Source organism: Methylobacterium sp. HMF5984 (genome assembly GCF_045033435.1).
In the GTDB taxonomy this organism is placed as follows: Bacteria; Pseudomonadota; Alphaproteobacteria; order Rhizobiales; family Beijerinckiaceae; genus Methylobacterium.
The window spans coordinates 2497597-2516887 of record NZ_JBJFLN010000001.1; the positions used below are offsets into that span (position 1 = coordinate 2497597).

General features: G+C 71.3%; 21 protein-coding genes. 11 read left to right on the forward strand and 10 right to left on the reverse strand.

The genetic code is table 11. The annotated features are described in order from the left end of the window. Window positions 1-89 precede the first annotated feature (89 nt). Window positions 90-692, reverse strand: coding sequence for a 3-isopropylmalate dehydratase small subunit (gene leuD, locus ACFZ8E_RS12085; RefSeq protein ID WP_147729235.1), 603 nt, complete (start codon window positions 690-692; stop codon window positions 90-92). 73 nt (window positions 693-765) lie between these two features. After that, complete coding sequence (locus ACFZ8E_RS12090; RefSeq protein ID WP_405042848.1) at window positions 766-1485, reverse strand: HisA/HisF-related TIM barrel protein; 720 nt, start codon at window positions 1483-1485, stop codon at window positions 766-768. Window positions 1486-1499: 14 nt separating this feature from the next. Between ACFZ8E_RS12090 and ACFZ8E_RS12095 the strand changes: the two genes are divergently transcribed. Together ACFZ8E_RS12095 and ACFZ8E_RS12100 are read left to right on the forward strand one after the other, a co-directional pair. Further along, window positions 1500-2576 carry a hydantoinase/oxoprolinase family protein gene (locus ACFZ8E_RS12095; RefSeq protein ID WP_405042849.1) on the forward strand — a complete coding sequence of 359 codons (1077 nt, stop codon included), beginning with the start codon at window positions 1500-1502 and terminating at the stop codon, window positions 2574-2576. Next, entirely contained in the window at window positions 2573-2773 is a 201-nt protein-coding gene (locus ACFZ8E_RS12100) for a hypothetical protein (protein ID WP_147729338.1), read from the forward strand. The genes ACFZ8E_RS12095 and ACFZ8E_RS12100 overlap by 4 nt, the downstream gene beginning before the upstream one ends. Window positions 2774-2915: 142 nt before the next feature. On the opposite strand, the gene ACFZ8E_RS12105 is transcribed toward ACFZ8E_RS12100, so the two are convergent. From ACFZ8E_RS12105 to ACFZ8E_RS12135, 7 genes are read right to left on the reverse strand one after another with little or no spacing between them, the layout of a single operon-like run. After that, window positions 2916-3857: a YncE family protein gene (locus ACFZ8E_RS12105; RefSeq protein WP_405044377.1), complete on the reverse strand. Its 942-nt coding sequence runs from the start codon at window positions 3855-3857 to the stop codon at window positions 2916-2918. Between the two features lie 32 nt (window positions 3858-3889). Further along, on the reverse strand, window positions 3890-4429 hold the full coding sequence (locus tag ACFZ8E_RS12110; RefSeq protein ID WP_243938988.1) for an SRPBCC family protein: 540 nt from the start codon (window positions 4427-4429) through the stop codon (window positions 3890-3892). A gap of 17 nt (window positions 4430-4446) precedes the next feature. Beyond that, complete coding sequence (locus tag ACFZ8E_RS12115) at window positions 4447-5070, reverse strand: DUF447 domain-containing protein (RefSeq protein WP_147729340.1); 624 nt, start codon at window positions 5068-5070, stop codon at window positions 4447-4449. A 4-nt stretch (window positions 5071-5074) separates the two neighbouring features. Next, a complete protein-coding gene (locus ACFZ8E_RS12120) occupies window positions 5075-6640 on the reverse strand; it encodes a DUF6513 domain-containing protein (RefSeq protein ID WP_405042850.1) in 1566 nt (521 codons plus the stop codon). Continuing rightward, window positions 6637-7215 carry a uridylate kinase gene (locus ACFZ8E_RS12125; RefSeq protein WP_244029312.1) on the reverse strand — a complete coding sequence of 193 codons (579 nt, stop codon included), beginning with the start codon at window positions 7213-7215 and terminating at the stop codon, window positions 6637-6639. The genes ACFZ8E_RS12120 and ACFZ8E_RS12125 overlap by 4 nt, the downstream gene beginning before the upstream one ends. A 2-nt stretch (window positions 7216-7217) precedes the next feature. Next, entirely contained in the window at window positions 7218-7943 is a 726-nt protein-coding gene (locus ACFZ8E_RS12130) for a (5-formylfuran-3-yl)methyl phosphate synthase (RefSeq protein WP_243948510.1), read from the reverse strand. A 50-nt stretch (window positions 7944-7993) separates the two neighbouring features. Then, window positions 7994-8560, reverse strand: a complete 567-nt coding sequence (locus ACFZ8E_RS12135; RefSeq protein ID WP_243948508.1) for a DUF3280 domain-containing protein — start codon at window positions 8558-8560, stop codon at window positions 7994-7996. 145 nt (window positions 8561-8705) lie between these two features. On the opposite strand from ACFZ8E_RS12135, the gene ACFZ8E_RS12140 reads away from it, so the two are divergent. The 9 genes from ACFZ8E_RS12140 (at window position 8706) to ACFZ8E_RS12180 (ending at window position 17533) form a co-directional block, all read left to right on the forward strand. Continuing rightward, window positions 8706-9956 carry an ABC transporter substrate-binding protein gene (locus ACFZ8E_RS12140; RefSeq protein ID WP_405042851.1) on the forward strand — a complete coding sequence of 417 codons (1251 nt, stop codon included), beginning with the start codon at window positions 8706-8708 and terminating at the stop codon, window positions 9954-9956. 160 nt (window positions 9957-10116) lie between these two features. Continuing rightward, complete coding sequence (locus ACFZ8E_RS12145) at window positions 10117-11100, forward strand: YVTN family beta-propeller repeat protein (RefSeq protein ID WP_405042852.1); 984 nt, start codon at window positions 10117-10119, stop codon at window positions 11098-11100. Between the two features lie 49 nt (window positions 11101-11149). Further along, window positions 11150-11584: a hypothetical protein gene (locus ACFZ8E_RS12150; RefSeq protein WP_147728360.1), complete on the forward strand. Its 435-nt coding sequence runs from the start codon at window positions 11150-11152 to the stop codon at window positions 11582-11584. A gap of 14 nt (window positions 11585-11598) precedes the next feature. Next, window positions 11599-11835 (forward strand): hypothetical protein, encoded by a 237-nt coding sequence (locus tag ACFZ8E_RS12155; RefSeq protein WP_147728365.1) that lies wholly within the window; start codon window positions 11599-11601, stop codon window positions 11833-11835. Between the two features lie 17 nt (window positions 11836-11852). After that, a complete protein-coding gene (locus ACFZ8E_RS12160; protein WP_405044378.1) occupies window positions 11853-12626 on the forward strand; it encodes an ABC transporter ATP-binding protein in 774 nt (257 codons plus the stop codon). Then, window positions 12623-13528, forward strand: a complete 906-nt coding sequence (locus ACFZ8E_RS12165) for an ABC transporter permease (RefSeq protein ID WP_187274887.1) — start codon at window positions 12623-12625, stop codon at window positions 13526-13528. Before ACFZ8E_RS12160 ends, ACFZ8E_RS12165 begins: the two co-directional genes overlap by 4 nt. Then, window positions 13525-14160, forward strand: coding sequence for a hypothetical protein (locus tag ACFZ8E_RS12170; protein WP_147728359.1), 636 nt, complete (start codon window positions 13525-13527; stop codon window positions 14158-14160). The genes ACFZ8E_RS12165 and ACFZ8E_RS12170 overlap by 4 nt, the downstream gene beginning before the upstream one ends. A 267-nt stretch (window positions 14161-14427) precedes the next feature. Then, window positions 14428-16980: a TonB-dependent receptor domain-containing protein gene (locus ACFZ8E_RS12175; RefSeq protein ID WP_405042853.1), complete on the forward strand. Its 2553-nt coding sequence runs from the start codon at window positions 14428-14430 to the stop codon at window positions 16978-16980. 196 nt (window positions 16981-17176) lie between these two features. Beyond that, on the forward strand, window positions 17177-17533 hold the full coding sequence (locus ACFZ8E_RS12180; RefSeq protein ID WP_147842831.1) for a hypothetical protein: 357 nt from the start codon (window positions 17177-17179) through the stop codon (window positions 17531-17533). A gap of 89 nt (window positions 17534-17622) precedes the next feature. Here ACFZ8E_RS12180 and ACFZ8E_RS12185 read toward each other — a convergent pair whose 3' ends face one another. Further along, entirely contained in the window at window positions 17623-19173 is a 1551-nt protein-coding gene (locus ACFZ8E_RS12185) for an undecaprenyl-phosphate glucose phosphotransferase (protein ID WP_405042854.1), read from the reverse strand. Window positions 19174-19291 lie beyond the last annotated feature (118 nt).

The following is a 19291-nucleotide window of genomic DNA, read 5'->3' on the forward strand; positions in this document are numbered from 1 at the left end:
TCCGGGGCGCCGGAGCCTGATGAGGGAACGGTTAACGCAGGCTTAAGGCCGGATCGCGGTGCGGACGCTCCCCCGCGGTCCGGCCGCGCTCACGCCCAGCCGCGCGCGGCCAGCTTGTCCTCGTAGGCGTCGATCTTCGGGGCGCGCTTGAGGGTCAGGCCGATCTCGTCGAGGCCGTTGAGCAGGCTCTCCTTGCGGCCGGGATCGATGTCGAAGTGCAGCGTGCCGCCGTCCGGGCCCCGGATGGTCTGCGCTTCGAGGTCGACCGAGAGGGTGGCGTTGGCGCCGCGCTCGGCATCCTCGAACAGCTTCTCGAGGTCTTCCGGAGAGACCACGATCGCCAGGATGCCGTTCTTGGCGCAGTTGTTGAAGAAGATGTCGGCGAAGCTCGTCGAGATCACGCAGCGGATGCCGAAATCGGTCAGCGCCCAGGGCGCGTGCTCGCGCGACGAGCCGCAGCCGAAATTGTCGCCCGCCACCAGGATCCTGGCGTTGCGGTAGGCCGGCTGGTTGAGCACGAAGTCCGGGTTCTCCGAGCCGTCGTCCCGGTAGCGCATCTCGGCGAACAGCCCCTTGCCGAGGCCGGTGCGCTTGATCGTCTTGAGGTACTGCTTCGGGATGATCCGGTCGGTGTCGACGTTGATGATCCGCATGGGCGCCGCGACGCCCTCCAGGGTGGTGAATTTTTCCATTGGTCTTGCCGTCTGTCGCGTTGCGCTCGGTGCCTGCCGGCACCCTAGCAGCGGCGTGCCACGGCCGGAAGGTTCAGGGCAGGTCCCCGGCGCGGAGGGCGCCGTCATGGATCGCCGACGCGACCAGGGCGCCCGCGACCCCGGCGCGACGGAGCGCGGCGAGGTCGTCCGGGCCGCGCACGCCGCCGGCGGCGTAGATCCGGCGGCCGGGCGCCAGGCGCGCGGCAGCTTCCAGCCCGGCGAGGTCCGGCCCCGATCCGACGCCGATGCGGGCGAGCGTCATCACGATCACCTCCGGCGGCCAGTGGCGGGCATCCGCATGCAGGCCGGGCGGCCCGAGCCGGCTCGCGCCGCGGCTGTCGAGCGAGAGCACGGCCCGGTCGCCGAGGCGGACGACGAGGCCCTCGTCGGCCTGGCTCTCGCTGCCGATCACGGGGCGGCCGAGCCCGGCGGCGAGGAAGGCCTCGACCGTCGCCGCCTCGGCGAAGCCCGCATCGACCCAGAGGCCGATGCCGGGGCAGGCCCGCGCGATCGCCGCCAGCGCCCCGAGGTCGGGGGGCGTGCCGTCAACGATCGCGTCGAGGTCGGCGACGTAGAGCGTCCGCGCCGGGACCGCGGCGAGGAGGCCGCCGGCAATGTCGGCCGGCGCCGAGCCCTTTGCCAACGGGGTCTCGATCGGGGCATAGCTCTGTCGCTCGCCGGCGCGTGCCCGCACCACCCGCCCGTGGCGCAGGTCGATCACCGGAATCACCGCGAACGGCGTCGTCGCGCCCTCGCCCTCTGCGTCGCCCATCAGTGAGATCGCCCTTGCCCGCCGCGCATCCGCTTCCCCGCCCTGCCAGGACGATCGGATGGGATCTCGGCGGGGTGCACGTCAAGGCGGCGCTGGTCGAGGGCGGCATCGTCCGCGCGGTGGTGCAGGCGCCGTGCCCGCTCTGGCGCGGGCTGCCCGCCCTCGACGCCACCTTCGCCGGGCTGCCCGACTGGGCGCGGGGGGAGGCGGCGCACGCCGTGACGATGACCGGCGAGCTCACCGACTGCTTCGCCGACCGGACGGACGGCGTCGCGCAGCTCGCGGGCTGGGCGGCGACGCACCTGGCCGGCGAGGTCGCGATCTATGCCGGGCGCGCCGGCTTCGTCGCGCCGCGGGATGCGGAGCCGAACGCCGCGGAGATCGCCTCGGCGAACTGGCACGCCACCGCGGCCCTGCTCGGGCGGAACGTGCCCGACGCGCTGCTCGTCGACGTCGGCTCGACCACCGCCGACCTGATCCCGATCGTCGGAGGCCGCGCCGCCGCCGCCGGCTACAGCGACGCCGAGCGGCTGGAGACGGGGGAGCTCGTCTATACCGGCGTCGTGCGCACGCCGCTGCTGGCGCTTTCCGACCATGCGCCGTTCCGGGGCCGCCGCACCCGGCTGATGTCCGAGACCTTCGCGCACGCGGCCGACGTCCACCGCATCACCGGCGACCTTCCCGAGGGCGCCGACCAGCAGGCGAGCGGCGACGGCAAGGGCAAGTCGGTGCCCGAAAGCGAGACGCGGCTCGCCCGGATGATCGGCCGCGACCGCGGGGAGGGGACGGACGAGGACTGGCGGGCGCTTGCCGGCCACTTCGCCGAGGCGCAGCTGCGCCTGCTCCACGACGCGGCCGCCACCCTGCTCTCGCGCCCCGACATCCCGGCCGCGGCCCCCGTGATCGCCTGCGGCGCGGGCGCCTTCCTGGCCGACGCCCTCGCCCGGCGCCTCGGCCGGCGCTGCCTGCCCTTCACCGAGGTGCTGGCGGATCGCATCGCCGGCCGGCCAGACTGGGCCTCCACCTGCGGCCCGGCGCTCGCCGTCGCGCTGCTCTCCGCCGACACGCTGGTTTCGAAGGAAGACCGATGAGCGCCCTGAAGATCCTCGCCCGCGTCCTCACCGCCCGGGTCGGCCCGCATATCGAGCTCGCGCTCGCCACCGAGGACGGCGAGACCGTCAAGGTGCTGGCGACGCCCGACCAGATCGACCGGCTGATCGACGAGCTGGAGGACATGCTGCACGCGCCGGAGGGCCCGGAGGACGGCGAGCCGCCCGAGGCGGCGTGATCGACCGCGGGACCACGCCCTCTTCCATGGGGAGAGGGTTGGGGTAAGGGGCGTGACCGCGCCGGAAAACGCACGCCCCTCATCCTGTCCTCCCCCTGGGGGAAGGGACCCGCGCCACGTCAGGCTTCCGCCCGGCGCGACGTCAGCGCAGAAAATCCCCGAACGCCCGCGGGCTGTCGTCGGTCTTGATCTCGCGGGTCACCGTCAGCGTCCGCGCATCGATGACCGAGAGCGTGTTCGAGCCCCAGTTGGCGACGATCACCGAGCGCCCGTCGGCGGTGGCGGCGATGCCCTCGGGGTGGTCGCCGACTTCGATCCGGGTCACGGGGGCGAGGGTGGCAGGATCGAACACCGTGACGGTGCCGGAATACTGGTCAGTGACGAAGCCGTGCTCCCCCGTCAGGGCGATCACGTAGGGGCGCTGGCCGGTCTTCACCCGGCCGACCTCGCGCGCCGCGGCGAGGTCGATCACCGACACGTCGTCGCCGGTGACGTTGGCGGTGTAGGCGCGCTTGGCTTGCGCATCGAGGGTGATGCCGAAGGGATGGTGGCCGACGGCGATCGTCCCGGTCTCGCGGCGGGTCGCGGCGTCGACCACCGAGACCGTGTCCGCCTCGCGGTTGGCCACCAGCAGCGTCGCGCCGTCCGGCGTCACCGCGATGCCCGACGGCGAGGCCCCGACCGCGATCTCGCCGTCGAGCCTGAGGCCCGCCTCACCCGGCACCAGCACGAACACCCGCTTGGCGTACCAGTCGGCGACGTAGACGGCGCCGCTCCTCGGGTTCGCCGCGATGCCGAGCGGGCCGCCCGGAAGGGCCAGCACCTGCGCGACCTTGCGCGCGGTCAGGTCGACGACGGCGATGCCCGGCGCGTCGGGGCAGGTCACGTAGGCGGTCCTGCGATCGGGGGAGAGCGCGATGCCGGCGGGCGAGCCGGCGACCGGGATGCGCTGCAGGATCGTGCCGGCCTCGAGGTCGATCACGTCGACGGCGTTGTCGCCCTGCACCGTGACCACCGCCTCGGCGGCGCGCGCGGCAAGCGGCACGAGCCACAGGGCGAGGGCGAGCGAGAGGCCGGCGCGCAGCCGGCCTCCGCGTCGCGATGTGATCGAACGGCTCAAGAGCCCTTCTCGACCTGCGCCTTCAGCGCGTCGAGACCGGTGCGGTAGAGGCCGCGCACGGCCTTCTGCGAGGCCTCGTCGTTCAGCTCGGGCGGCGGATCGTTGTTCATGTAGCCGCGGTAGAACGCGCCGTCCCACGACACCTTCGACTTGCCGTCGCCGTCCGCCTCGACCTTGAGCGTGGACGAGTAATCGTTCACCGGCAGGGTCTTCACGTCGACCTTGGTGATCCGGTACGAGTAGCTCATCTTCTCGGCGGAGTACTTGTACAGGCTCTCCTCGACGGTGGCGCCGCCCTTGAGCGTGAGGACGCGGGTGGCCTTGTCGGGGGTGTTGCCCTCCTTGCCCTCGGTCTTCTCGACCAGCGGCAGCCAGCTCATGTCCTGGAAGTTGCCGATCACCTTCCAGACCTTGTCCGGGCTGGCGTTGATCTCGACGGTCTCCTCGACCTTCTTGCGGGTCGGGCCGTGGGCCTGAGCCGTGGTCGCCGCCACCGCGGCGATCACCACGGCGCTCGTGAGGGCCAGTCTTCTCATCATGGGCAGCTCGATCCTCATGGGGGTGTCACTCCTGATCCGCCGTCTCGTGCGGCGGCGGTGTCGGCGAGGATGCGGCCGTCCGTCCCGAGATGGGCGGCGACCTTGTCCTCGATCCAGTCCCAGGCCTCCCGCTCGCGCGGGCCGGCCGTCTTGGATATCGCGATGGCGAGATAGCGCATCTCGGCCATGACCTTGTCGGGCGTCAGCATGTGGAGCCGCGTCGAGAGGATTGCCGCCTCCAGCACCGCGGCCTGCGCCCGGTTGTAGCCGATGAACGGGGCGTGCGCCGCCGCGTGGACCTGGCGCCCGCGGTAGCGCGGCCGGGTCGGGTCGGCCTCGACCGCCGCGACCTCGAACTCGGCGTGGCCGAAGCTGTCGGCGAGGCGCCGGCCCGGGATGCGGTCGCACGCCACCGTCGGCCAGTCCCGGCGCCCGGTGACCGCGCCGGCGATCACCCGCACGTCGCGCGGGCTCGAGGCGCAGAAGCAGGGGTTGGCCTCGAGGTTGAGGATCGTCGGCGAGGGCCGGAACGGCGCCAGCACGTAGTCGTCGCCCTCCGCGATCAGGCCGAAGGGCACGAGGTGCAGGGCGCCCTCTCGCGAGAGCGTCGTGACGATCGTCTCGAGGATCAGCGGCACCGGCTCAGGCCTCCCCGGCCGGCACGAGCTTGCCGCAGACGGGCTTTTGCGCGGGCGCCCGGGGCGTTTCCGACACCGACGCCTCGGCCGCGGCCGCGTCCGGCGCGATGGTGCGGGGCGCCGAGGCGCCGGCCTCGGCCGGAACCTGCGCGTCGCGCGCGCCCTGCAGCGCGTCCGGGCCGGAATGCTTGGTATGGCCGGCCTTCTTGAAGGCGGTGGTGTCCTCGACCTCGGCGTCGGCGGCGCAGGCCCAGTCGAGCGGCTCGTCCTGCACGTAGCGCTTGCCTAAGCGCCACGCGGTCTCGGCCTTGGTCAGCTCGCCCCCGAGGTAGAACGCGTGGGCGCCGTCGCTGGCGACGTCGAGGTCAGTGAAGAAGGCCATCGCGTCGGTGCCGACCTTGTGGACGTCGCGGTTGTAGAGGTGGATCCCGTCCTCGGCGACCGCGATCCGGTAGTTCGGGTCGCGGACCTGCGCCGCCAGGGCCGCGATCTCGTCGGGCGTTTGCACGAAGGGACGCTTGTCGTGAAGTGCCAGAAGTGCCCGGCCGTAGCCCTTCGGCAGCGCGGCGTCGGCCTTGGCCGCGAACATCACCCGCCTCGCGGCATCGTGTTCCTCAACCGTGCGGCGGGTGTGGTTCGAGACCTGCACGATCAGGACGTTGCCGATCGACAGCTCCGAACACATCCCGACGAGGAGCGCGGTGATCCCGAGGCTGTCGGCCTCCGTCAGCTCCGTGAGGTTGCCGGTGCCCATCATCATCGCGATGTCGGGCCAGCGCGCGCGGGTGGCGCGGTAGCGCGCGATCGAGTCGACGAAGCCGAAATGGATCGGCTCGAGGATCGGGTCGGCGATGAACGGGCGCCCTGCCTCCACCATCCGCGCGATCGCGCGGTCGAGGGAGGGCAGGTCGTCGGGGCGCATCGGCACCAGGATCGGCACCGCATCCGTCTCGAAGGCGAGGTCCAGCGTCTCCTCGTTGAGGCTGAGCAGGAAGTCGGCCCCGGCGGCCGCACCCCGGCGCAGCTCGTCGATTGAGAAGGAATCGACGCTGACCTTGAGGCCCTGCGCCTTCAGCCCGCGCACGCAATCCTCGAGATGCGGGAAATCGGTGTCCGGCAGGCCGCCGAGGTCGATCACGTCGGCGCCCCGGCGCGCCAGGTCCAGGCCCTTGGCCACCACCTCGGCGGCCGTCATCTTCGAGGCGTCGACGATCTCGGAGAAGATGCGCAGGTCGTGGCGCGACAGGTCGACCTTGCGGCCGGCGAGCCCGAGATGGGCCGGCAGGTCGACGATCTCGTCGGGGCCGCGCTCGACCGGCAGGCCGAAATGCGCGGCCAACGCCTCCGGGTTCGCCCGGCAGCGCCCGGGCAGGATGATGCGGGTGGCGCCCTCGGGGAGGGTGACGCGGCGCTTGATGATCTCCTCGGTCATCAGCGCGGCGACCTTCACCCCGGAATCGGCGATGCTCCAGGCGAACCGCTCCGGGGGCAGGGCGCTCGCGACCTTCTCCAGCCGGGCGCGGGCGAGCTTGCCGGTGACGAAGACCAGGTGCTCGGGCGCGGCGCTCATGCGGCGGCCCGCGCGTGGACCGGCCGCGCGCCGGCGGGGCCGAGGATCGAGACCGCGCCGCAGTAGCGGCCGGCGAAGGCCGGGAACGCGGCGTCGACGAGGCCGATCCGGGCGAGGTCGCACGCGTCGGCGCCCGCCGGGGCGTCGGCGGACTTCACCAGGATGCAGCGGGCGGCCTCGATCCGCGTCGCCGCCCAGAGCGCGAGGCTGTCGGAGGTCACGTCCCAGGATTCCGGGATGTCCGGATGGCCGGCGCGGAGGGCGATGGGGTCCCAGATAGCCGATACGGCACTCTCCCTCCCCCCTTTGCGGGGGAGGGGGAAGGGAAGGAGGCGCGGCTCGATGGCGTGGAAACACCCCGCCATCCGGCTCATCGCATCGAGCGCGCGGCGATGCGCCTCCGCGTCGTCGAAGCCGAGACGCGCCTGGTCGAGCCGCACCGCGTCGGCGAAGGCGCCGCCGCCCGGCACGACGAGGCACGGGCCGAAGGCGCCGTCGGCGAGCGCGGCGAGCAGCGCTTGCAGGCGCGCCGGGTCGGCGCGGAGGCTGCCGCCGACCTTGACGACGGTGTGCACGCTCACGCCGCGTCTCGCGCGGCCGGCCGGCGGAGCGCCCGCACGGCCTCGGCGATCCGCTGCGCGTCGAGGGCGTTGCGGCGGTCGCCGTCGCGGCAGAGGCCGCCGCGGAAGCCGAGATAGTCCGGGCGGTGGGCGGCAAGCCCGGGGATGTCGCCGACGCGCAGCGACCCGGCGAGCCCCGACAGCAGCCCGGCGGCACGGGCCGCGGCGGTGAAAGCGGCCAGGCGCGCCCCGTCGATCAGGTTGGGCAGGCGGCGCCCGTCCTTAACCGCCGTGTCGATCATCGCGCCGATGAAGCCCGCCGCCGCGAGCCGCGGCGCGCAGTCCGGCGCGGGGTCGTCCTCGGCGAACAGCACGGCGACGAGTCGGCCGGGCGCGGCCGCGCCGGCCGCGCGAAGGGAGGCGGGATCGGCGAGCCAGTCGGGGCGGACCGCGACCTTGACCCAGCCGACCCCGGTCTCCGCCATGGCGCGGATCGCGGCCTGCCGCTCCGCCGCCGCCGGCTCGCCGGCGACCGCGCTCGTGGCGGCGCGGCCGGCGGTGCGCGCGACGATGGCGCGGACGGTCTCCGGGGGGAGGGCGCCGAGCGCCCCGTTCTCCGGGTCCTTGGCGTCGATCAGGTCGGCCCCGGCGCGGATCGCGGCCTCGGCCTCGGCGGCGTCGCGGACGCTGACGAGGAGGCGGGGGAGGGGATTTGTCGGAAACGGAGGTGCGGACTCGGACACGGGCGACCTGAACGGGGACGGCTCGGGGGCGGCGCGGGCGCCGGACGACATCACGACTTGCCGGGCAGGGGCTCGGCGAGCAGGCGGTTCTTGACGATCCAGCGCATGGCATGCGTCCAGGTGTCGTCGGTGTCGGCCCGGATCACCACCTGCCCGCCGCGCACCACCTTGCCGGTGGCGGCGTCGGCGATGACGACGTTGAGGTTGAAGATCTGGCCCGACCCCTTCTCCACATAGCCGGTCACGGCGAGATCCGCACCCAGGGCCTTGGCGATCGGGGCGGCGCAGCCGTCGCACTTGTAGAGCGGTCCCTGCTTGTTCACCTCGGCCGCCTGCGGCGCGGTGTCGACGGGCTCGAGGCCGCCCTTGTCCTTGAGCGCGCCGCGCAGCTCCTCGGTGACCAGGGCGAGCTTGCGCGCCTCGTCGGGCCGGGCCTTGCGGCCGCCGACGACGCCCGGATCGAACAGCTCGACCGGGAAGACCGCGGCCTTCGACGGCTCGGCCGCCGCCGCGCCCGGATGGCAGGCGGCAGAGAGGGCGGCAGAGAGCACGAGGGGAACCGCGAGGCGGCAGGCGCGAAAGGCGTCGTCGCGAAAGATCTTGCCGCGAAAGATCATGACGGAACTCCGGTCGGAGGCATCGGCGCCGGCCGCAACGCCGGCCGCATCCCGGCATAAGGTCGCGCGGCGGGGAATTTTGGCAATGATCGGCGCGCGCTTAACGTTTGAGTCCGCGCCCGGAATGCTGTTACGTCCCGCCCCCATGCACGCCTCCCTGCACGCCATCCTGCACGATCCTGCACGTTCCCTCGGTGCTGCGGCGCTGCTCGCCCTGGCGCTGGCCGGCGCGGCGGCAGCCCAAGAGCCCGCCGCCGCGCCGGCCGCGCCCGCGGAACCGGCCGCCACCCATGTCGGCCTGATCTACCGGCCGCAGCCCGCGCCGTCCTCCTACGACGCGGAGGCCGCGCCCGAGGACGAGGGCCTGGCCGGCGCGAAGATGGCCATCGCCGACAACAACACCACCGGCCGCTTCATCAAGCAGAGCTACGCCCTCGACGAGATCGCGCTCACCGAGGGGGGCCCGAGCGCGGTCGACGCGGCGAAGGCGCTGCTCGGCAAGGGCATCCGCTTCCTCGTCCTGGCGCTGCCGGCCGACGAGGTGCTCGCCGTCTCGGAGGCGGCACGCGCCGACGGCAAGGGCGCCGTGGTGCTGAACGCGGCGGCCCCCGACGACCGCCTGCGCGGTGCCGATTGCCGCAGGAACGTGTTCCACGTCGCCCCGAGCCGGGCGATGCAGACCGACGCGCTGGCGCAGTACCTCACCGTGATGCGCTGGCGGAAGCTGTTCCTGATCGTCGGCCCGACCGACGCGGACAAGCTCTATGCCGACGCGATGCGCAACTCGGCCAGGAAGTTCGCTCTCAAGATCACGGCGGAGAAGCCCTGGACCTTCGGGCCGCTGGCCAAAGCGCGCGGCGACACGCCGACCCGCGCCGAGGCGATGGTCTTCACCCGCGGGCTCGACTACGACATGGCGATCGTGGCCGACGAGGAGGCCGACTGGGGCGACTACGTCCCCTATCGCACCGTCGACCCGCGGCCCGTCGGCGGCACGCAGGGGCTCGTCGCCACCACCTGGTCGCCGGTGCTGGAGACCTGGGGCGCCGCCCAGGCGCAGAACCGCTTCCGCCGCCTCTCCGGCCGGCTGATGCGTCCGCTGGACTACCAGGTCTGGGCCGCGATCCGCGTCGTCAGCAATGCCGAGACCGACCGCAAGACCGCCGACCCGGCGGTGCTGGCCGCCTACCTGAGCGACCCGGCCTTCGCCCTCTCCGCCTACAAGGGCGTGTCGCTGAGCTTCCGCCCCTGGGACCACCAGCTGCGCCAGCCGCTGATCGTGGTGCAGCCGAAGGCCCTGGTCTCGGTGGCGCCCGAGCAGGGCTTCCTGCACCAGCGCACGCCGCTCGACACCCTCGGGACCGACCTGCCCGAGACGACCTGCAAGTTCCAGTGAGCGCGCCGGGACGCACGAGGACGGCGTTCCGCCGCGTGAAGTCCGCAGCGCGGTTCCGTCGCCCTCGCCGCGGGCACGAAACGCACTACACTGTCGTCCGTCGGGATTTCGGCACCGCCAGAGTGCCAAGCTTGCCGCCAGGCCAGGGGGAGGATCGCGAATGGACCGCTGCGTGAGAGCAGGGTTGGGGCTCGCCGCGCTCGGCGCGGCGCTCCTGGCGTCGGTGCCGGCGCAGGCCTACACGGTCTACGTCTCCAACGAGAAGGGCAACTCGGTCAGCGTGATCGACACCGCGACGATGGCGGTGACGGCGACTTGGAAGGTCGGGCGCCGCCCCCGCGGCATCACCGTGAGCAAGGACGGCAAGGAGGTCTTCGTCTGCGCCAGCGACGACGACCGCATCGACGTGCTCGACACCGCCACCGGCAAGGTGGTGCGCTCGCTGCGCTCCGGCCCCGATCCCGAGCAGTTCATCCTCGATCGCAGCGGCAACCCGCTCTACGTCGCCAACGAGGACGACAGCCAGGTCACGATCATCGACATCGAGAAGAACAAGGTGCTCGCCGAGGTCCCCGTCGGCGTCGAGCCGGAGGGCATGGGCCTGTCGCCGGACGGCAAGATCCTGGTGAACACCTCCGAGACCACCAACATGGCCCACTTCATCGACACCAAGACCTTCCAGGTGACCGACAACGTGCTGGTCGACGCCCGTCCGCGCTTCGCCGAGTTCACGGTGGACGGCAAGTTCCTCTGGGTCTCGGCCGAGGTCGGCGGCACGGTCAGCGTGATCGACGTGGCGGCGCGGCGCGTGGTGAAGAAGATCACCTTCAAGATCCCGAGCGTGAACGACGAGGCGATCCAGCCGGTGGGCATCCGCATCACCCAGGACGGGACCAAGGCCTTCGTCGCCCTCGGGCCCGCCAACCGCATCGCGGTGATCGATGCCAAGACCTACGACGTGCAGAAGTACCTGCCGGTGGGCCAGAGGGTGTGGCAGCTCGCCTTCACGCCGGACCAGTCGCTGCTGTTCTCCACCAACGGCACCTCCAACGACGTCTCGGTGGTCGACGTGGCGGCCGAGAAGGTGGTCAAGAGCATCCCGGTCGGCCTGCTGCCCTGGGGCGTGGCGATCTCGCCGAACTGAGTTTTCGCAAGCACGACTGCCGCGAACGGCAGCGCGGGGGGGGAACAGGATGACACGAGGTCTTCGATGGGCGGCGCTGGGGCTGGCCGCGATCCTGGCGGCCGGCCCGGCCGTCGCGCTCGATCTCACCAAGAAGCGCGAGACCCTGCCCGACCTGGTCCTCGGCAACGAGGAGGGCAACGACTTCGTCGTCGAGAACAAGGACATCGAGCTCGAATCCGGCAAGGCCTACCGGCTGCGGATCATCGCCAAGGGCCATCAGGAGTACAAGGTCTACGCGACCGAGTTCTTCCGCTACATCTGGTGGAACCAGATCGTCATCGAGCACAAGGAGATCCACGGCGGCGGCCCGCCGGATCACCTCGAGTTCGACGATCCGGGCGAGATCGCGATCGAGTTCGTGGCGATCAAGCCGGGCAAGTACACCTGGGAGGCCCGCGGCCTGGAGTCGAAGGGCGTCGCCGGCACGATCACTGTGAAATGACGCACGGTGGAATGATGCGGACGCTTCTTCTCGCCAGCCTCCTCTTGAGCACGCCGGCGCTGGCCGACGACAAGGCCGCCTGCGCGGACGGCATCGCCATGATCAGGGATGCGCTCGCGCAGAACCCGCCCGAGGCGGCGCTGCCGAAGCTGAAAAAGGCCCTGCGCGTGGCCGAGCGCGAGCAGGGCGAGGGCGAGTTCGACGAGTGCCTCGACGCGGTCGGCGATGCCAGAAGGGTCCTCGGGCGATGAGCGAGGGCGCTCGGGCGATGGGTGCGGGCGGGCGTCCGGCGGGCGAGGCCCCGGCGCTGGAGGTGGCCGACGTCAGCCACAGCTTCGGCGCGCGCCGGGCGCTGTCGGACGTGTCGATCACCGTCGAGCGCGGGCGCTTCATGGCGCTGCTCGGGCCCAACGGCGCCGGCAAGACCACGCTGTTCTCCCTGATCACCCGGCTCTACAACAACCGCCACGGCCGGGTCGCGATCTTCGGCCACGCCCTCGACCGCGAGCCGTCGCGCGCGCTCGCCCGCCTCGGCGTGGTGTTCCAGGCACGGACCTTGGACACCGACCTCACCGTCGAGCAGAACCTGCTCTATCACGCGGCGCTTCACGGCATCGCGCGCAAGGCCGCCAAGGCGCGGATCGCGGTGCTGCTCGACCGGGTCGGGCTGGCGGACCGGCGCGCCGACAAGGTGCGGACGCTTTCCGGTGGCCAGTCGCGCCGCATCGAGATCGCGCGCTCGCTGGTCCACCATCCGAGCCTGCTGCTGCTCGACGAGCCCACCGTCGGTCTCGACCTCGAATCGCGGGCCGACATCGTCGCGATCGTCCGCGCGCTCGTGCGCGAGGAGGGGCTCTCGGTGCTGTGGGCGACCCACATCTTCGAGGAGATCGCGGCGGAGGACGACGCGGTGGTGCTGCACCGGGGCCGCATCGTCGCGCGCGGACGGGCCGGCACCATCGGCGGGGCCGACGAAACCCTCGAGGAGGCGTTCCGCCGGCTCGTGGCCGAGCCGGCCAAGCCGGCGAGGGAGGCTGCATGAGCACGCCCATCGGCACGCCGACGGCGGTCGACGCCCGCACCGTGGCGGCGGACGCGACGCGCCCGCCCGCCCATCTCGGCCGGCTCGACGGGGTCGGCTACCTGATCTGCCTCGGCGGCATCGTCCGGCGCGAGCTGTTGCGCTTCTTCAACCAGAAGGAGCGGTTCTTCTCGGCGCTGGTGCGGCCGCTGGTATGGCTGTTCATTTTCGCGGCGGGCTTCCGCAACACCCTCGGCGTGTCGATCGAGCCGCCGTACCAGACCTACGTGCTCTACGAGGTCTACGTGGTGCCGGGGCTGGCGGTGATGATCCAGCTGTTCAACGGCATGCAATCCTCGCTCTCGATGGTCTACGACCGCGAGGTCGGCTCGATGAAGGTGCTGCTGACGAGCCCGTATCCGCGCTGGCTGCTGCTGCTCGCCAAGCTGATCGCCGGCGTCACCGTCTCGGTGGTGCAGGCCTACGCCTTCCTGGCCATCGCCTGGTTCTGGGACCTCGACATCCCGGCCGTCGGCTACCTCGCGGCCCTGCCGGCCTTCATCGCCGCCGGGCTGATGCTCGGCTCGATCGGCCTGCTGCTGTCGTCGATGGTCAAGCAGCTCGAGAACTTCGCCAGCGTGATGAACTTCGTGATCTTCCCGATGTTCTTCGCCTCGTCGGCGCTCTACCCGCTCTGGCGCATCCGCGAATCCTCGGAGACGCTGTACTGGATCTGCCAGTGCAATCCCTTCACCCACGCCGTCCAGCTCGTGCGCTTCGCCCTCTACGGGCAGTTCGAGCCGGTCTCGTGCGCGGTCGTGCTCGGCGTGACCCTCGCCTTCTTCACCCTCGCCGTCGTCGCCTACGATCCCGGCCGCGGCATAATGGCCCGGCGCGGCGGCCCGGCCGGAGACCCGTCATGATCGCTTCCCGCTTCTGCTCCCTCGCCGCCCTCGGCGTCGCCCTGGCCGGCCTCGCCGCGCCCGCGCTGGCGCAGCCCAGGACCGACCCGGACTGGCCCTGCGTCCAGCGCAAGGTCGCGACCTTGAGCCCCGGCCAGTTCTGGACCGGGCCGGACATCGCCGCCGCCGGCGCCTGGGGCGACGACAACGACGCCGCGGTGCTGGCGCAGAAGCTCGCCTCCCGCCGGACCGAGCTCACCGAGGTCGATCCGCTGATCGACGCCTACGTCGCCAAGGTGCCGGCGGCCGACAAGGCCAAGGGCCTCGCCCACGTCTATGCGGGCGTGTTCGAGGTCATCAACGGCGAGCGCGACAAGGTGATGGGCGGGATCGCGCGCTACGCGCAGGGACAGCGCCGCATGGCCGAGCGCATCCGCGACGAGGCCGACACCATCAGCCAGACCAAGGACGGCCCGAGCGCGGCCGACGCCCGCGAGGTCTCGAAGGAGCAATCCGACATCGAGACCAAGTTCGCCTGGGATCGCCGCATCTTCCAGGAGCGCAGCCAGTCGCTGACCTACGTCTGCGAGGTGCCGCAGCTCCTGGAGCAGCGCCTCGGCGAGATCGCCAAGAAGATCCAGGCCAGGCTCTGACGCCGCCCGGCGACCCGGAGCCGGGTTGCCGAATCGTCCCGGGCAGCATTGCCGAACACTCCCTAAGCCTTTGATGAGACATAGAAAATCTGTTGCGCGCGGACCACGGATCATCCGTTTCCGCGCGTAACGGCCCCGTGAGCGGCGTTTTCCGCCGGATCACGGTCGTCCCGCGATTGTCCGATCTCGACGCGCCTTGCATGAGTGCTGGGCAAGCCCGCCGCAGAGGGGGCACGCTGTTCGACGGTTCGGGGTTGGGGAATGACAATGCGGGCGCTTCGCGGAAGCCTGATCGCCTCGGTGGCATTGCTGCCGGGTGCAGCCTACGCACAGAGTTCGGTGACGCTGTCGGAGATCAGCGTCGTGGCGACGACCCCGGTCGGCGGGTCGGGCTCGGGCAGCACGCTGGCCGCCCCGCCGCTCGGCGCGACCCCGGTCGTGTCGCCGAGCGCGGCGCCGCTCTCCTCCGCCGGCCTGCCGCGCCTGCGCGGCGGCGAGCAGCCGCTCTACAAGATCCCGAGCACGGTCGAGACCGTCACGGCGGCCGACCTCGACATCGATCGCGGCACCTTCAACGCGGTGGCCACGCTGGCGCGGCGCACGCCCGGCCTCAACCTGTCGGATTCGCAGGGCAACTCCAACCGCACCGACGTGAACTACCGCGGCTTCACCGCCTCGCCGGTGCAGGGCGTGCCGCAGGGCCTGGCCGTCTACCAGAACGGCGTGCGCATCAACGAGGCCTTCGGCGACACCGTCCAGTTCGACCTGATCCCGCCGACGGCGATCCAGCGCATCGACATCGTCACCGGCAACCCGGTGTTCGGCCTCAACGCCATCGGCGGCGCGGTCAACATCCAGATGAAGAACGGCTTCACCTGGCAGGGCACGGAGGTCACCGCGCTCGGCGGCTCGGACGGCCGCATCGCCGGCTCGCTCGAGTACGGCAAGGTGATCGGGCCGTGGAGCTTCTACTTCAACGGCGACGGCCTCAACGACCGCGGATGGCGCTACGAGAGCCCGTCGACGATCGGGCGCCTCTACACCGACCTCGGCTACCGCACCCTCGATTCCGAGTTCCACCTGATCGGCAACTTCGCGCGGACTTTCTTCGGCGCGGCCGCAGCGACCCCGGTGGACTTCACCCATGTCGACCCGCGGGCGATCTTCACCTTCCCGCAGACCACCACGACCGAGATGGGCACCATGCAGGTGACCGGCCGCGTCGACATCTCGCCGACCTGGGATCTCGCCGGAAACGCCTATTTCCGCCGCTTCAGCAACACCTACGTCGACGGCAACGACGGCAACTTCGAGAACTGCAGCCGCCAGTCGAGCAACCGCGGCTTCCTCTGCTTCGAGGATGACGGCTTCGCCCAGGCGCCGGGACAGTCCAATCTCGCCTTCCGCAACCAGTTCACCATCCTCGGCGCCAACAACCGGCGCATCCCCTTCACCCCGAACGTGCCCTACGGCACGCTGGACGTGACCAAGACCGAGGCGACGAGCTACGGCGGCTCGCTCCAGGCGGCCAACCGCGACAAGATCTTCGGCTTCGGCAACAGCTTCGTCGTCGGCGGCAGCATCGACGTCGCCGACTTCAGCTTCAAGTCGTCGAGCACGCTGGGCGTCATCAACCCGGATCTGCGGGTGACCACCGATCCGAACAACCCGTACTACGGCACCATCCCCGGCCTCGGCACGACGCAGCTGCGGACCGCGGCCGCGCTCGGCATCGCGCCCTCGAACGTCATCGGCTCGAACCTCTACATGGGCCTCTACGCGACGGACACGTTCGACGTGACCGACGCGCTGTCGCTCACCGCCGGGGCGCGCCTGAACTTCGCCCGCCTCACGACGACCGACCAGACCGGCTTCTCGCCGGACGTGAACGGGACCTACTACTACAACAAGATCAACCCGGTGGCGGGCCTGACCTACCGCTTCACCCCGGGCCTGTCGCTCTACGGCGGCTACTCGGAATCGAACCGCGCGCCGACGCCGCTCGAGACCGCCTGCTCCAACCCGGACCGGCCCTGCCTGCTGCCGAACTCGCTCGTCGCCGACCCGCCGCTCAAGCAGGTCACCGCACAGACCTACGAGGTCGGCATCCGCGGCCAGATCCCGAACGTCTACGAGGGCGGCCTCGTGACCTACAAGGTCGGCGCCTTCCGCACCGATCTCGCCAACGACATCATCCAGCTCGCGACCCCCGGCAACGCGGCGCGCGGCTACTTCGTCAACGTGCCGGCGACCCAGCGGCAGGGCATCGAGGTCGCGGCCGACTACACCCGCGGCGACCTCTCGGTCTACGCCAACTACGCCCTGATCGACGCCACCTTCCAGTTCAACGGAACCCTGTCCTCGCCCAACAACCCCCTGGCCGACGACGGCGCCATCGCCGTGACCCGCGGCAACCAGGTGCCGCTGATCCCCAACCACCAGTTCAAGGTCGGCTTCGACTACCTCGTCCTGCCGGGCTGGCGCTTCGGCATGAACCTCCAGGCCTTCTCCTCCGCCTACTATCGCGGCGACGAGTCGAACCTGAACCCGAAGCTGCCGGCCTACCTCGTGCTCGGCCTCAATACCACCTACCAAGTCACGCCGAACCTTCAGGTTTTCGGCTTGATCACCAACCTGACCAACAACCGCTACGCCAACTTCGGCACCTTCGCCGAGCGCGGGCCCGTCGCCGGCAACCTCACCATCAACGATCCGCGCACGACGACGCTGGCGCAGCCGCTCTCGATCTACGGCGGCATCCGCTACGCCTTCGGCCCCGATCCGGTCCCGATGGCGGAGCCGATCATCCGCAAGTACTGACCGCGCGGATCGATTGCCCCGCGGGCCCGGGAGGAGGGGGCGTGGACCGGGAGGTCCGCGCCCCCTTCGCGTTCGGCGGGGCGCGTGCGGGCCTGCGGCCTCACGCCACCGGAACACGGTCGCGCTTCGTCGCTTGCCCCCTGCAACCGAAACGACGCGGGCCACGTGCCCGCGCGAAAAGCTTCAGGGAGTTCTCATGCGATTGGTCCACGCGGTCTCGGCCGCCCTCCTCCTCGTCTCCGCGGCGCCCGCCTTCGCGAGCTCCTGCTCCGAGGAGATCGCGACGCTGGAGCGGCGCCTCGACAGCGCCGGCGCGGAAAAGGTGACCGGCAAGGAGCCGGCGGGCGGCACGACCTCGTCGAATTCCGACAAGGCGCTGTCCGCGCCGCCCGGGGGCAAGCCCAGCGACCCGTCGACGACCTCCACCGCCGGCGGCGTGAAGGAGGCTCGCGACCTCGTCGAGAAGGCGCGCGGCGAGGACAAGGCCGGCAAGGCCGATGCCTGCCGCGACACCATCATGAAGGCCAAGGAGAAGGCCGGCGCGCTGCCGTAGCCGCTTCGCCGCGTCCGCAACGAACAGACAGGGCGGCTCTCGCGAGCCGCCCTGTCTTCGTTTTCCGGGTCCCGCCTGCCCCGGCCCGGTCAGTACGCGTTCTCGGTCCTGAAGAGGGCGAACGGCGTGGTCAGCAGGATCTGGAGATCGAACAGCACCGACCAGTTCTCGATGTAGTACAGGTCGTGCTCGACCCGGCGCTGGAGCTTCTCGCTGGTGTCGGTCTCGCCGCGCCAGCCGTTGACCTGGGCCCAGCCGGTGATGCCGGGCTTGACCTTGTGGCGGGCGAAGTAGCCGTCGACGACCTGGTCGTAGAGCGTGTTGGCGGCCTTCGCCTGCAGCGCGTGCGGACGGGGGCCGACGAGGGAGAGGTCGCCCTTGATCACGTTGAAGAGCTGCGGCAGCTCGTCGAGCGAGGTCTTGCGGATGAACCGGCCGACCGGGGTCACGCGCGCATCGCCCTTGGTCACCATCCTCGCCGCGGTGGCGTCGCAGGCGTCGACGTACATCGAGCGGAACTTGAACACGTCGATCAGCTCGTTGTTGAAGCCGTGGCGCTTCTGCCGGAAGAACACCGGGCCGCGCGAGGTCAGCTTCACCGCGAGCGCGACGCCGATCATCACCGGGGCGAGCGCGGCCAGCATCAGCAGGCCGACCGCGCGGTCGAACACCGTCTTCATCACCACGTCCCAGTCGGCGATCGGGCGGTCGAACACGTCCAGCACCGGCACCGAGCCGAGATAGGAGTAGCTGCGCGGGCGCAGGCGCAGCTTCGTCGCGTGCGCCGAGAGGCGGATGTCGATCGGCAGGACCCAGAGCTTCGAGAGCATCTGCAGGATGCGCCCCTCGGCCGAGATCGGGATCGTGAACACGATCAGGTCGAGGCGCGTGGCGCGGGCGTAGGCGACGAGGTCGCTGACGGTGCCGAGCTTCGGGTATCCGGCGACCACGTCGGTGGAGCGGTCGTCGTTGCGGTCGTCGAACACGCCGACGATGCGGATGCCGCCCTCGCTCTGCGTCTCGAGGGCGGCGATGAGCTCCTCGGCGGCCTTGCCGCCGCCGACGATCGCGGTGCGCCGGTCGAAACGGCCCTTCCGGGTCTGCGCCACGATCACGCGCGACAGGACGAACCGGCCGGTCAGCAGCAGGCCGAGGCCGCCGGCGAAGTAGGCGGCCAGCCACAGGCGGGAATAATGGTCGGCGACCTTGGCCAGCACGAGGCCGGTCGCCACCAGGAGGAAGGCGAGCATCCAGCCGGCCGAGATCTTGATCGCGGTCTTGAAGAAGGTGCGGAACGCGCCGATCCGGTAGGTGCCGGCGGCCTGGAAGGCGGCGATCGCCAGGGCGGCCACCGCGACGACCGCGCCGGCATAGGTCAGCCCGAACGGAACCACGCCGCGCAGCAGCGTCAGGTGCAGGCCCGCGCCGAGGCAGCCGATCAGGACGAACTCCGCCGCCCGCACCAGCCCTGCGATCACCACCGGCGAGATCGCCTGGGCCGGGAGGACGGAGACCGTCTCGGCCAGCGGCGCCGCCTGCGGCGCGGGCTCGGCGAAGCGGGCCGGCTCGGCGAAGCCCGCCGCCGCGGTCTCGCCGTGTCCGGCGACCTTCAGAAGATCACGGACGTCGAAGGCACTCATCGGTCGCTTCCCAGCAGTCCAGCGGGCTAGTTCCTGCCGGTAAGTGTCTCAAACCGACCTATCGGATTACTTAAAGCTGCAGGCGGCGCCCCCGTCCTTCTGCGCGCCCGCGACGGAC

Bases quoted from the DNA above. Each gene is read 5' to 3' on its own strand.
- leuD (WP_147729235.1), bottom strand. From the start codon at position 692: ATGGAAAAATTCACCACCCTGGAGGGCGTCGCGGCGCCCATGCGGATC.
- ACFZ8E_RS12120 (WP_405042850.1), bottom strand. From the start codon at position 6,640: ATGAGCGCCGCGCCCGAGCACCTGGTCTTCGTCACCGGCAAGCTCGCC.
- ACFZ8E_RS12155 (WP_147728365.1), top strand. From the start codon at position 11,599: ATGCGGACGCTTCTTCTCGCCAGCCTCCTCTTGAGCACGCCGGCGCTG.
- ACFZ8E_RS12180 (WP_147842831.1), top strand. From the start codon at position 17,177: ATGCGATTGGTCCACGCGGTCTCGGCCGCCCTCCTCCTCGTCTCCGCG.
- ACFZ8E_RS12165 (WP_187274887.1), top strand. From the start codon at position 12,623: ATGAGCACGCCCATCGGCACGCCGACGGCGGTCGACGCCCGCACCGTG.
- ACFZ8E_RS12100 (WP_147729338.1), top strand. From the start codon at position 2,573: ATGAGCGCCCTGAAGATCCTCGCCCGCGTCCTCACCGCCCGGGTCGGC.
- ACFZ8E_RS12160 (WP_405044378.1), top strand. From the start codon at position 11,853: ATGGGTGCGGGCGGGCGTCCGGCGGGCGAGGCCCCGGCGCTGGAGGTG.
- ACFZ8E_RS12175 (WP_405042853.1), top strand. From the start codon at position 14,428: ATGCGGGCGCTTCGCGGAAGCCTGATCGCCTCGGTGGCATTGCTGCCG.
- ACFZ8E_RS12110 (WP_243938988.1), bottom strand. From the start codon at position 4,429: ATGAGAAGACTGGCCCTCACGAGCGCCGTGGTGATCGCCGCGGTGGCG.
- ACFZ8E_RS12170 (WP_147728359.1), top strand. From the start codon at position 13,525: ATGATCGCTTCCCGCTTCTGCTCCCTCGCCGCCCTCGGCGTCGCCCTG.
- ACFZ8E_RS12145 (WP_405042852.1), top strand. From the start codon at position 10,117: ATGGACCGCTGCGTGAGAGCAGGGTTGGGGCTCGCCGCGCTCGGCGCG.
- ACFZ8E_RS12185 (WP_405042854.1), bottom strand. From the start codon at position 19,173: ATGAGTGCCTTCGACGTCCGTGATCTTCTGAAGGTCGCCGGACACGGC.
- ACFZ8E_RS12150 (WP_147728360.1), top strand. From the start codon at position 11,150: ATGACACGAGGTCTTCGATGGGCGGCGCTGGGGCTGGCCGCGATCCTG.
- ACFZ8E_RS12140 (WP_405042851.1), top strand. From the start codon at position 8,706: ATGCACGCCTCCCTGCACGCCATCCTGCACGATCCTGCACGTTCCCTC.
- ACFZ8E_RS12090 (WP_405042848.1), bottom strand. From the start codon at position 1,485: ATGGGCGACGCAGAGGGCGAGGGCGCGACGACGCCGTTCGCGGTGATT.
- ACFZ8E_RS12135 (WP_243948508.1), bottom strand. From the start codon at position 8,560: ATGATCTTTCGCGGCAAGATCTTTCGCGACGACGCCTTTCGCGCCTGC.